General features: G+C 35.8%; 6 protein-coding genes and 1 tRNA gene. 1 reads left to right on the top strand and 6 read right to left on the bottom strand.

Annotation, left to right across the window (positions count from 1 at the left end):
• Positions 1 to 180 precede the first annotated feature (180 nt).
• Positions 181 to 1413, bottom strand: coding sequence for a Fic family protein (locus tag DRZ96_RS06445; RefSeq protein ID WP_112890031.1), 1233 nt, complete (start codon positions 1411 to 1413; stop codon positions 181 to 183).
• 272 nt (positions 1414 to 1685) lie between these two features.
• Between DRZ96_RS06445 and DRZ96_RS06440 the strand changes: the two genes are divergently transcribed.
• Positions 1686 to 1761, top strand: a tRNA-Trp gene (locus DRZ96_RS06440).
• 100 nt (positions 1762 to 1861) lie between these two features.
• On the opposite strand, the gene coaE is transcribed toward DRZ96_RS06440, so the two are convergent.
• The 5 genes from coaE to DRZ96_RS06420 all read right to left on the bottom strand — a co-directional run bounded on the left by coaE (position 1862) and on the right by DRZ96_RS06420 (position 13483).
• Positions 1862 to 2455, bottom strand: a complete 594-nt coding sequence (coaE, locus tag DRZ96_RS06435; protein WP_112890030.1) for a dephospho-CoA kinase — start codon at positions 2453 to 2455, stop codon at positions 1862 to 1864.
• Positions 2442 to 5099 (bottom strand): DNA polymerase I, encoded by a 2658-nt coding sequence (gene polA / locus DRZ96_RS06430; protein ID WP_112890029.1) that lies wholly within the window; start codon positions 5097 to 5099, stop codon positions 2442 to 2444. The genes coaE and polA overlap by 14 nt, the downstream gene beginning before the upstream one ends.
• Before the next feature lie 100 nt (positions 5100 to 5199).
• Positions 5200 to 6840: a DEAD/DEAH box helicase gene (locus DRZ96_RS06425; protein WP_112890028.1), complete on the bottom strand. Its 1641-nt coding sequence runs from the start codon at positions 6838 to 6840 to the stop codon at positions 5200 to 5202.
• Between the two features lie 413 nt (positions 6841 to 7253).
• Positions 7254 to 7337, bottom strand: coding sequence for a putative holin-like toxin (locus DRZ96_RS12310; protein WP_409371952.1), 84 nt, complete (start codon positions 7335 to 7337; stop codon positions 7254 to 7256).
• A 350-nt stretch (positions 7338 to 7687) separates the two neighbouring features.
• Positions 7688 to 13483: a Rib/alpha-like domain-containing protein gene (locus DRZ96_RS06420; RefSeq protein ID WP_112890027.1), complete on the bottom strand. Its 5796-nt coding sequence runs from the start codon at positions 13481 to 13483 to the stop codon at positions 7688 to 7690.
• Positions 13484 to 13613: the final 130 nt, after the last annotated feature.

Here is a 13613-nt window from a genome sequence, read left to right as displayed (position 1 = left end):
GACCTCCAATTCATAATATACAATTATATCATAGTTGCAAAAGATTTTTAAATAAATTCAAGTAAATGCCTTTTTAGCAAGTATTAAATCAATTTTCTAACACTAGAATATAATTTTCATTAAATAAAAAAATCCAAACTATCAAGGAGTTTCTTTCTCAATAGATTGGAATTTTTATAATTATAATTTTTCTATAAAATTTTTATTTAAGACATAAATCAAAGGACGTTCTTTAATGACTTTTATAAAACCATCATCTTGTAAATCTCTCAAGTCTTTTATCTTCATACTCTTGTTATTTATTTCACTTGTAAGACTGTAGATTTCATCTCTGCTCAGACCTCTGTTTTTATCAAAAAAGTAATTTTGAGCCAATAAGAAAATTATTTTTTTCTTAAGCTCACTATTAATAATTTCTTTTTCCTCATCTATACATTCCTTGACCCTATCTAGTTTTTCAATCTTATCTGTCAAATTATAAATAATATCCTCCTGACCAGAGATTAAAATTTTTAAAAAGTCATCAATAAAATAATTTAATTCACCTTTGTTTATTTTTGAATTAGTCCTGTCAAAAATCCTATAGTAAGAGCTTTTTTCAATCCAAGACCCTCTCGATAAAGCCATTGAAGTCAAATGATTATACTTAGTCCTAATTAACAAACTGCTAAGAAACCTATTTACACGCCCGTTTCCATCATAAAAGGGATGAATGTATCCAAAATAGTAATGACAAATTGCAACCCTTATTAATAAATCAATATCAGACTCTCCCATAAAATCCAATAGATTTATAAGAGCTTCTTCTATCTTCTCTTCCCCCTTTATACCTTCGTGGATGATCTCTCCACTAACAGAGTTTTTCTTTTGAACATAAACAGCTTGAGTTCTAAAATATTTTCCATCTGGTTTATCACTCTCTTCAATTTCTCCACGAGTGATTTCGTCGTAAATTTTTCTAATATCTTTTAAATCAAGAGGCAAACTCAAACTTTTACCTTCAATTAAAAGTAAATAGGACTTAATCATGCTGATTAATCTTTTTTTATTAGGCTTCTTCTCATTAATAATGTTTTTAGTAGTTTCAATAATTTCATCTTTATCAGATTCAATACCTTCAAGGTCATTAGTACTTTTTAATTCACTTGAAATTAAATCTAAGATGAAGGCTCTCTCTGCAAGACCTGGTAGGCTTTCATTTAACTTCTCAAGTTTATAATCATTTTGCATAACCCTATCTATTAGCTTAGAGGTTTTCATATTATAAACAAAATAAAGTTGATTTTCTTCTTGTTCTTTCAAAGATTTTATAAATAAACCTGTCCTCAAACTCTCTTCAAAATTAATCCTATTTTTATAAGTTTCCTCGTAAAAATTTTTATCCTTATAATAAATCTTGTATAAATATTCCATAGAGATCACACCTTTAAGTTAAAATTATCAAATAATTCAATTAATTAATCATATTATAGCAAAATAAAATCAAATTTCTCCATTTTTTTGATTTTATATTTAAAAATTATCAAATAAAATCAAATATTTGCTATTTTTTAACTTTATATCTTCGATTTATAAATATTGAACTCATTTTTTACTAAATTTTAATTTAATATATTAATTGTTCTAATAAAATATATTATTTACTTTACAAGTCATTAAAAATTTGGTATTATGTAATCTGTTGTAGGGGTATAGTTCAGTTGGTAGAACATTGGTCTCCAAAACCAAGTGCCGTGGGTTCGAGTCCTGCTACCCCTGCCAAAATACTGATTGCATGAGCAGTCAGTTTTTTTATGCCCATAATAATTTAATTAATTTTAAAAGATGTGTTAGGTCATCCCAACACATCTTTTTTAATGTTTTATAATCTTTTTAGATTTTCTTCTACTTGTTTATAGGTGTCTTCCAAATTACCTGAATTATCTATTATGACGTCGGCCATAATTTTTTTATCCTCAACAGACATTTGAGAATTTATTTTTTCTAGGGCATATCCTTTAGATATCCTATCTCTTTTTATTAGTCTCTTCACTTGAGTTTCCCTATTTACATAAACCAGCCAAACTTCATCAAAGTCCAGGCCATATTTTTCATTCAAATGCTGGGACTCAAAGAGAAGTGGTATATCCACAAAGACTCTCCCCTTGGAATTTTTTATCTCTTCCAAGATTATCCTATAAATTTCTGGATGCTCAATTTCATTTAAGACCTGTCTCTTCTCCTTGTCCCTAAAGACAATTTCTCCCAGTGCCTTCCTATCGAGTTCATCATCCTTATAGATATCATTACCAAAGGCTTCTTTTATTTTTTCCTTAACTGACCCAAAATCCACAACCTCTCTTGCAATTAAGTCGGCATCAATTACTTTTTCTCCCCTATCTCTTAGATAGTTTGACACCTGGGTCTTGCCCGTTGAGATGGATCCAGTTAGGCCAATAATTTTATTTTGACTCATAAAGATTTTTCCCTGTATTCATATCCACAGACAATTTTACATTTAGGTCCACAGAATTTTCCATTAGGTCCTTCATAAGTTCCTTCACTTCTTCAAGTTCATCTTCTGCTGTATCAACAACAAGTTCGTCATGGATTTGAATTATTAATTTTGATTTCAAATTTCTCTTCTTAAGTTCATTGTAAACTTTCACCATGGCAATTTTTATAATGTCAGCAGCTGAACCCTGGATAGGAGTGTTAAGGGCAATCCTCTCTCCAAAAGACCTGATGTTGAAGTTCTTAGCATTGAGTTCTGGGATGTATCTCCTTCTTTTAAAGATGGTTTCCACATAACCCTTGTCCTTGCCATTTTTAATTTCTTCTGACATATAATCTTTTATTCCCACAAAGTGACCAAGATAGTTGTCAATATATTCCTTGGCAGCCTTTCTTGGGATGTTCAAGTTTTGTGAAAGTCCGTAGTCAGAAATTCCATAGACAATTCCAAAGTTTACTGCCTTGGCTTCTGACCTTTGAAGATCATTTACATCATCATAGTCGACGTGGAAAACTTCTGAAGCAGTCTTCCTGTGGATGTCTAGACCATGCTTAAAGGCATCAAGCATCTCCTTATCATCTGATAGAGCAGCTAAGACCCTAAGTTCGATTTGTGAATAATCGGCGTCAACTAGGACTCCACCCTCTGATGCAAGGAAGGCCTTTCTTATTAGTCGTCCCTCTTCAGTTTTTATTGGAATATTTTGTAGGTTTGGATCAGTGGAAGAAATTCTACCCGTAGCAGTCACTGTCTGCATAAATCTTGAGTGAATCCTCTTAGTCTTCTTGTTTATAACAGACTTTAGGCCGTCAATATAAGTTGACTTAAGCTTGGAAAACTTCCTGTAGTCCAAAATCTTGTCGATTATTTCGCCCTTGCCACGAAGTTTTTCCAAGACATCAGCAGAAGTTGAGTAACCAGTTTTTGTCTTCTTAATAACAGGGAAGTCCATCTTCTCGAATAAGATAATTCCCAATTGTTTTGGCGAATTTATATTAAATTCTTCCCCAGCTTCTCCATAAATTTCTTCTTCCAAGTTCTTTAGTTTTTCAATTATTTGCTCGTCAATTTCATCAAGGACAGACTCGTCTGTGTTGATTCCCACATATTCCATAGATGCAAGGACCTCAACAAGAGGAAGCTCCATATCTTGGTAGAGAGAAGTCATCTCTTCTTCCTCGATTTTTTCCTTTTGAATATTTTCCAGCCTGTAGATTGTATTAAGGACAAAGGCAAAATACTTAAATAGGCCATCCTTATCTAAATCAGCATAAGTCTTCTTCTTTGCACCCTTGCCAAGAAGGTCTTCAAGGTCCAAGTAACCATTCTTGAAGTATTCCATGGAAATTTTGTTGATGTCGTAATCAGACTTAGTTGAATTTAATAAATATTCTGCAATCTCAACGTCATGAGAATAATTTTTGATGTCAATTCCCAAATCCATTAAGATAATAATGTCTTCTTTTAGGGAATATCCAAGTTTTTCTACATCCTCATCTTCCATAAGGTCCTTCAAGAAGTCAAAATCTATATCATCATAAGAAATTATCTTAACTTCAGAATCCTTGACCTTGATTGCAAGATAAATCGGCTTCACATCTTCATAAATTTTTCCATCTGTAATAAATTTAAAGGCAAAAGATTTTTTATCCTTAATTTCTTTTTCAATATCTCTTAGGTCTTTTATTTCAACAAATTCAAAATTGTCTTGGGAGATTTCCTCCACTTCTTCCTTGCGGTATTCTTCTGGAAGCCTGTCTAACATTGAGTTAAACTCAAATTCACGGTAAAGTTCTGAAAGCTTTTCATAGTCGTAGTCAAGTTTTTTTAAGTCATCAAGACTTTCTTCAATAGGAACGTCCCTCACAATTGTTCCCAGCTTCTTGCTCATAAAGGCAGCAGTTTTGCCATCAACTAATTTTTCCTTTAACTTCTTGCCAGAAACATCATCAATATTATCATAAAGATTCTCAAGAGTATGGAACTGGCGAACAAGTTTTAAGCCAGTCTTTTCTCCAATCCCATAAATTCCTGGAATGTTATCAGATGAGTCACCCATGAGGGCCTTTAACTCAATAAATTCAAGGGGCTCAATCCCATAATCTTCCTCTATCTTATCAACAGTTACAATATCCATGTCAGTGATTCCCTTGCGAGTGAAGAGGACTTTTGTATTTTCATTTACAAGTTGAAAATAATCCTTATCCCCTGTCAAAAGATAATTTTCGAAACCTTCCTCAGACCCAAGCTTAGCAAGAGTTCCAGCAATATCATCGGCTTCATAAACTGGCGACTCAAGAATCTTTATATTCATGTGGCCCAAAATCTCACGCACAAGAGGCCATTGTTGCTCCAATTCATTGGGAGTCTTTTGCCTAGTTCCCTTGTAGTCCTTGTAGATATCTGACCTAAAAGTCTTTCCCTTCATGTCAAAGCAAACTGCCACATGACTAGGATTGATCTTTTCGATTGCATTTTCCACCATCATGACAAAACCGTAAATGGCATTGGTGTAAAGTCCCCTCTTAGTTTTAAGAAGTGGAAGGGCATAAAAGGCCCTGAAGAAAAGCGAACTTCCATCTATAATTAAAAATTTATTATCCATAAAAACCTCCTAACTACATTATAACAAAGATTGAGATAAATAAAATTTGCAAATAAAATCCCCAAGTGGAATCACCTGGGGCAATTTTTAAATTATAAATTTATTTTTCAGAATACTCTGCCTTTATAGACTTGCCCTTGATCTTTTTGCCATCAAGGTCTCTTATGGCATCCTTAATCATATTTTTTGGGACTTCAACAAAAGAAAAGTTTGGCATGATGTTGATCCTTCCAATGTCACTTGGATTGATATCAGTGTGCCTGCCAAGTAGCCTAATAACTTCACGAGAGTCAAGACCGTCTCTCTTGCCCTTGTTGATAAAAATCTTTGGACCCTTGATCTTCTTCATCTCCTTGCCCCTCTTGTCCCTGGACCTATCAGAGGATTTAGACTTTTTGGACATTTCAAACTTCTTTCCATAATCAACCCTGTCAAGTTCCTTGATCTTAGTCTTGTTAGTGGACTCATTTACTAATTTTAAAAGAGAAGCAGAGATGTCATATAGACTGTGGCCCTCTGCCAAAAGTTTGTTTAAGACTTCTGTGTAGTTAGCTTGATCTTCTGCCTTTAGGATATTCTTGTTTACCTTGTCAAAGAGATTGTCAAGACTTTCCCTCTCAACATCAGCCTTAGTAGGAAGCTTCATCTTTTCCATCTTAATATTTGCATACTTTTCAATCTCCTTAAACTTAGGATAGTCCCTGCTAGTTACAAAAGTAAAAGATGCACCCTTCTTGCCAGCCCTTGCCGTACGGCCAATCCTGTGAACATAATACTCAGCTTGTTGTGGCAAGTCGTAGTTAAAGACAAGGTCAATATCAGACACATCAAGGCCACGAGCAGCAACATCAGTGGCAATCAAGACATCAATAGTCCCCTTCCTAAACTTCTTCATAACATTGTCCCTTGATGACTGACGCATATCACCGTGAAGGGAGTCAACCTTGTAACCCCTTTGGGCAATCTCAACCTCAAGGGCCTCAACCATCCTCTTGGTATTGCAGAAGATAATAGACTTCTTAGGCTTGTGGATGAGGATAAGCCTATTCAAGATTTCTGTCTTCATATTCCTGTTGAGTTCAAGGTAGAATTGCTCAATCTTCTCAGCAGTAAGTTCCTTCTTTTCAATAATAACTTTGGCAGGATCCCTTTGATAAAGTCTAGAAAACTCCCTTATGTCATTGTCAAAAGTTGCCGAGAAAAATAAGGTTTGTCTATTGGGATTGGTCCTCTCGATAATAGTCTTCATATCATCCCTAAAGCCCATGTCAAACATCTCGTCAGCCTCATCAAAGGTCAAAAACTTTAGGCCATCAAGCCTAATAGTCTTTCTCTTCATGTGGTCCATGACCCTGCCAGGAGTCCCAACCACAATACTGGCTCCCCTCTTTAAGTCACGCAGCTGCTTGCCCATATCAGCCCCACCATAAATTGGAACTATATTAATGAATTTTTTATATTTTGCAAGCTTCTTTAATTCTTCTGATACCTGTCTAGCAAGTTCTCTTGTAGGAACAAGGACAAGAGCCTGCAAGTCCTTAGCATTTTCTTCCATTCCTTCAATTATTGGAATCCCAAAAGAAGCAGTCTTGCCAGTACCAGTTTGTGCCTGAGCAAGGACGTCACGACCTTCCAAAATTATTGGTATACTTGCCTCTTGAACCTCAGATGGACTTTCAAAACCCAAATCATCAATGGCATGCAAAAGTTCACTAGATAAATTTAAATCACTAAATCTCAATATATTCTCCTAATCTATTATAAAAATAAAAAAAGACCGAGATTCCCTCGGCCCTTCAAGTTCTTTCTTTTGACATTATAACACAAAAAAATATAAAAAGCTTGTAAGATTGTAATTAACATAAAATATTGTGTTTTATAAAATATTATGAGGTCTCAAAAAATTGTTAAGTCATAGAAATTTATAAAGTTGTGAATAATTATAAGATTATGAAAATTTGTGAGTTAAGAAAAAAATATGAAGTAACAGAAATTCGTAAAGTCATAATAAATTGATTTTAAATAAACTTTATGATATTATATACATAAATGAGGACACCGTTAATACCCATTCGGGTACAAGTAGCGGTCGCCTTAGGGTTAATTTAATATAAAAACCACCTAAGTCGATACAGGTGGTTTTTTACATTTTAACTACTTTTTATCTTTAAGTGTTAAGATGATGACTATTAATGTAGCAAACTCTACCATTAAAGATAGAATTTCATAATCACTCATAGTCATTCCTCCTAATATGAATATTAGGCAACCACCTTCTAGTGTCCTCAACTACATTATAACATTTTTAAAACAAAAACTCTTTATGATTGCTTTTATTTTATAGCACATAAAGAGTTTTTTATTATTATTTTTAATTGTACTTATTAAAAACAAACATAAAATTTTACGTCTGCTTTTGCGTTTGAAATAAAACGTAAATTATGTTTTGCGTTTGTTTTTACGTCTGACATAAAGCGTAAATTATATTTATCATGCAATGAATATAAATTTTAAATCCCTTAGAAGTAAAATGATAAAAATGTGTAAAAAAGAAGAACCCCTAAGGGTTCCTCTTAATTCTCAACAAATTATCTTCTAATATAAATTGTTGCACTCTTATCTGCTTGTTCCCATTCAATATCTTGATCTGCATTGTCTTTAGTATTTCCGTTAGTTAAACCAAATACATTGGCTACGTTAGTTACAGAAACTAAGATTCTATCGTTGATATTAAGTGGTTTAGAGTCCATCTTAACAATCTTGCCGTTAGAAAGAACTATTTCATCACTATCGATTTGGATTGATGCTGTCAAGCCATCTTTAGTGAATGTTGCAGTTCTTGTCTTAGCATCCCAAGTAACGTCAGCTTGAAGAGCTTCAGCTACATATCTAAGTGGAAGCATTGTTCTACCATTTTGAATAACTGGAGTTACGTCCATTAATCTCTTAGTAACAACACCATTTCTAACAACTTCGTATTGGAACTCGTTAATGTGGAATACATACCATAGAGTATCACGAACTGGAGTAGCAGCTTCAGTCTTTTCAGGAACTACAGTCTTAACTGGGTAAGTTGGAGTGTAGTCATGTCTTCTGAATAGACGATCAAATACATCACTTCCACCGTGTCCAGGTCTGTATCCATCATTTCCACCAGCGTTGTCATTGTCAGATGGTTTACCTGGAGTAACATTTCCACCAGTGTTGTCAGATGGTTTTCCATTTAATGCTTTTTCTGCTTCTTCTAAAGCTTTCTTAGCTTTATTAACTTCTTCTTGAGTAGCATTTGGATCTTCAAGGACTTTCTTAGCATTTTCTAATGCTTTGTCGTATGCATCCTTTTTGTCTTTGTCTGCATTCTTGTACTTGTCAGTAGCTTGAGTTGCATCTTTTTTGTCTACTTCTGCTTTAAGTGCAGCTTTGTCTACCGCTGCGCTTATGTCTAATGCGTCTTCTGCATCTTTTAATGCTTTCTTAGCCGCATTTACTTCTTCTTGAGTAGCTTTGTCATTAGCTAAAACTTCTTTTGCTTTTGCTAAAGCATCGTCGTAAGCTTTCTTCTTGTCAGTATCTGCATTCTTATATTTGTCAGATTCTTTTGTTGAAGTTTCCTTGTCTGCTTCTTTTTGAAGACCTGTCTTATCTACAGTAGCTTCTCCATTAAAAGCTTCTTCTGCAGCTTTTAATGCATCTTTAGCTTTGTTAACTTCTTCTTGTGTTGCATCTTTGTTGTCTAGTACTTTTTGTGCTTCTTCTAATGCTTTGTCGTATGCATCCTTCTTATCTTGGTCTGCATTCTTGTACTTGTCAGAGCCTGTTATTGCAGCGTCTTTGTTTTTGTCTACTTCTGTTTGAAGTGCTGATTTGTCAACTTCTTGAGTTGCTGTACCATTCAAAGCTTCTTCTGCAGCTTTTAATGCATCTTTTGCTTTGTCTACTTCTTCTTGAGTAGCGTCTTTGTTTTCAAGTACTTTCTTAGCATCTGCTAATGCTTTATCGTATGCATCCTTCTTGTCTTGATCTGCATTCTTGTACTTGTCAGTAGCTTGAGTTGCATCTTTTTTGCCTACTTCATCTTGAAGTGGTTTATTGTCTACTGATTCTTTTCCGTTTAACGCTGCTTCTGCTGCTGTTAATGCATCTTTAGCTTTGTTAACTTCTTCTTGTGTTGCATCTTTGTTGTCTAGTACTTTTTGTGCTTCTTCTAATGCTTTGTCGTATGCAGCCTTTTTGTCTTGATCTGCATTCTTGTACTTGTCTGCATCCTTTGTAGATTTTTCTTTATCTACTTCATCTTGAAGTGCTTTTTTATCTACTTCTGTTTTAGCTCTTTCACTTACTGTTTTATCAGGAGTTAAAGTGTTTGTTGTTCCGTCTGCGTAAGTTAATGTTGCATTACCCTTATCATCAACTGTTACGTCTTTAGCTTCTGGGTTTGCTTTCTTAACTGCTTCTACTACTTTTGCTTTTTCTTCATCAGTTAACTTATCTTTGTTTGCAACTTCTGTCTTAGCTGGATCAACTACTGGATTCTTTTCAGCATCTGTTTTTGCTTTTTCAGTTACTGTCTTGTCTGCTGGAATTTCATTTGTTGTTCCGTCTGCGTAAGTTAATGTTGCATTACCCTTATCATCAACTGTTACGTCTTTAGCTTCTGGGTTTGCTTTCTTAACTGCTTCTACTACTTTTGCTTTTTCTTCATCAGTTAACTTATCTTTGTTTGCAACTTCTGTCTTAGCTGGATCAACTACTGGATTCTTTTCAGCATCTGTTTTTGCTTTTTCAGTTACTTTTGCTTCTACTGGATTGGACACAGATTTGCCATCTTCTTTTTGTGTAGCTAAAACTGTGTCATTTTCTTTTAAGAGTATTCCAGCTGGAACGTCGGCTGTCCAAGTTCCATCATCTTTAACTGCTACGTCATTAGCAATTGGTATGTCTTCAACTCTTTTTAACGCTAGATTTACTCTTGCGCCTGGAGTTCCTGTTCCTGAGATTGTTTGGTCTCCCGCTGTAGGTGCTGTGATTCCAGGTTTTTCACTTTTTTCCGCTACTGGAACTTCAATGTCTCTCTTACCTTCCGGTAGATCACTATCTGTTACGGTTACAGTGATTGGACCAGTTGCGTCTGTTCCAGGAGTAACTTCGATTTCGCCGGTTACTTTATTGATTACTGGTGTTACATCTTTATGATTTGCATCTTTGGCAGAAACTGTTGTTTTTTCGTCAGGATTTGTAACGATAATACCAGTACCTTGTTTTTGATCTGTCGGGTCTACTGGTTTTTTGTTTGTATCGTCAACAGTTGTTTTCTTAGAAGCACTTGCTTTTACAGTTACCGTGACTTCGACAAAGTCTTCAGTTCCGTCTGGGTAAGTTACCTTTACTATGCCTGTTGTCTCACCAGGTGTATTTACCTTTGGTACTGCTTCCCAAGTATAGGTTGTTCCTGCTGGAGGATTATTAGGAATATTAACTCCATCTTCTGCCCTTGGAACTGTCCCTTGTTCAGTTGTTAATGGTACAGCTTTTGGATCGTAGAAGTTCGCATCAGATGGAACGTCGATTTTTGCAGTAATTTTTTCAGACGAACCATCTGCGTAAGTTACTATTACCGGTACTTCAATTACAGTGTTCTTGTCGGCATCTACGGCTGTATAGGTAATTACACCTGTTTGATCGTTGATTGTTAAAGTGCCATTGGTTGTAAAGCCATCTTCTATGGCAAATTTCATACCCTCTGGTTGTGGATTTGCTATAGGCTTTATTGTTTCTTCACTCTTTTGGTCTAGGAATTTTGGAGCTTCCACTGTTACAGGGTATTTAACTTGAGCCACTACTGACTTGTAATCTGGTTCGTAGTTTAAGTTATCTCCTTGTGCAACCTTAATAGGCGCTTTCACTTCGTCTGTTGAGCCGTCCTTGTAAGTTACTGTTACAGGAATATTTACTGTCTGACCAGCTTGGTCGATTGATGGTGTGTATTTAACTTCACCAGTTGTTTTATCAACTGTTGCACCTGTTGGAGCATCTTTACCTATAGTAAATTCAACACCTTCTGGTTTTGTTGTTTCTTGGCCTTTTGCGTCTTTGAAGTTTGGAGCAGTTACTGTTGCTTCTGTTCCTGCTTTTCCTTCAGCTTCAGTATATTCTGGTTGGTAAGAATCAGCTTGTGCTTGTCCAACCTTGATTTTAGCAAGAGTTTCATCAATAGTTCCGTCAGAATAAGTTACCTTAACTGGAATATTTACAGTAGTGTTGGCATCTCTTGCAGTTGATGTGTAAGTTACCGCACCTGTATTTGCATCAATAGTAGCACCTTCAGGAGCACCATCGCCTAAAGCAAATTTGACATTGCTTGGTTTTGTAACTTCTGGTTTTGGATCAGCTTCACTCTTTTGGTCTAGGAATTTCGGAGCTGCAACTATTGCTTCTGCTCCCGGTGTTCCTTCCACATCAGTATATGCTGGTTCATATTTTGGTGCTTGAGAAGCTGCCTTGGTGATTTCTAAAGGTACTAAATCCTTGTGACCTTCTTTTATAAGGACTGCATCGCCCTTAGAATTTAGCTTGTAGATATCATAGGTTACCTCTACATTTGGACCTTCTTGAGTAGCTGCAACTTCTGCTTTTGGAGTTCCTGAAATTTTATCTCCCGTAATTGTTAGGCCTTCAATAACTTTTCCATCAATAAACTTAGCTGAAACCTCTTTGAATACATAACCTTCGACTTCTGCTGGTTTTACAGTTTTATTATATTCAAGGCCAACTTCTCCATGTTCTAATGGCGAGTCTGTAACAAGGGCTGTGTAGTTAGATGTTCCTTCCATTATTTCTCCAGAATCTTCATCAAGAATAGAGGTTGTAACAGTTACAGTGTATTTTCCAGGAACTTTTGCCTTTCCTGATACTGTACCTGTGTTTTTATCTATTGTAAGTCCTTCTGGAAGGCCTTCAGCCTTGTAAGTTGCTCCTTCGTTTTCTTTAGCACCAGGGTTTGCAATATTTACATCATCATAGGCAGACACTACAATCTTACCTACCTTAACAGTAAAGGCATCTTGGGCTAAAACTGGTCCTAGACCTCCACCTGGTTTAACATAGTGAAGTTTTGCTATAAATGTTTTTGTTTCTTTTACATCTTTAGTGTCAAAAGTTGATTCTGCTAATGCACCTGTTGATGTAGGTTTTTCTGCTTCTTTTTGTTCTTTTACTATTTTTCCATCTTGGTCATACCATACAATTTTGAAGGAATCATTTGTATTCTTGTAAGGAAGACCTGCAGTCTTAGTTGTTGCTACATCACCTGGTATTGCAGTATTTGCTTGGGTATCAAAGTTTGTGATGTTGAACTTAATTTCTGCTGGTGCGAAGTTAAAGTCAGCCCTTGTAGAGTTAGCAGCTTGGACAGTAGATACACCAAAGGCTGCTTGAGCCCAACCACCATGGATACCCCAGCCATTGTCAGAGCCTGTGTACCAGTTGTAGTTCCATGGTGTTCTCTTTACAACATCATCTGTATCCTTAGTTGAGATAAATAACCAGTCAGAGTTAACGTGTTTTTCATTCCAGTCAAGTGCACCTGTTAAGAATGATCCATCTGTAGCATTTTCTGCAACTTTACCAAGTCGATTTGCTTCTACTTCTGTCCATCTGTGGGCATCGCCTGCATAGTACTTACCTGCTACTCTTTCGTATTCAGCTACGGAGTAGTCATTTCTATTTGGACCCCAAGTTCCCTTAAATTGGATTAGGTAATCGCCTTCAGCATTTGTTTCAGCACTTACAGTTTCTGCTATCCACTTATCCTTTTCTTTAGCTACTTGTTCAGCAATCCATTCTTGTAATTGAGTTTCAAGTTTAAATGTCCAACCTGATCCACGAATATCACTAGGTTTGGATAGACCTAACATCTTTGCTGTGTTAGCACTGTAAATTTGTTTCAATGCATAGTCAGATAGGTAGGATGCAGTTACTGTTACTCCTCCAGCTGGTGATGTAGGAGTTGATACGATACCCCATTGAACACCGCCTGCAGATTCATAGTCCCAAGAAACTTTTCCCCATACAGCTCCTTGACCTGCTTTAGAAATTTGTGGAGTTGTTGGAGTCGCTTCCTTGTGCATCTTTGCTTCATCTTGTTTTTCCATCAAAAGAACTCTGTAATTAACGAGTCTGTTTGGTCCAAGTTGGTAATCGCCACCTGCTACTTTTCTATCTGTAAATTCAACACCTTCTCCTGTTGAGTATTGAAGTTGGTAACCTTCTGGAATAGTAGATTCATCTACCCACATCTTATAGGATTCATCACCTGCAGATACAGTTGTATCGGCATCAAATTTTACTAATTTTCCATCTCGGCCGATATATGGTTTGATCCCCATATGGAATTGACCATCAGCTCCTGATTCTGCTGAATAGGTTGGAGAGGTTCTATTGCCTTTCTTTTCATACCATTGAAAGTAGACTCTTACCCCTTCTATTGGCTTAAATCTTTGGCCTGTTTCAGCTGCT

The organism is Peptoniphilus harei, from assembly GCF_900454685.1.
GTDB classification, from domain to species: domain Bacteria; phylum Bacillota; class Clostridia; order Tissierellales; family Peptoniphilaceae; genus Peptoniphilus_A; species Peptoniphilus_A harei.
Note: the sequence above shows the minus strand (reverse complement) of the source record. Positions and strands in the feature narration are given on the sequence as shown.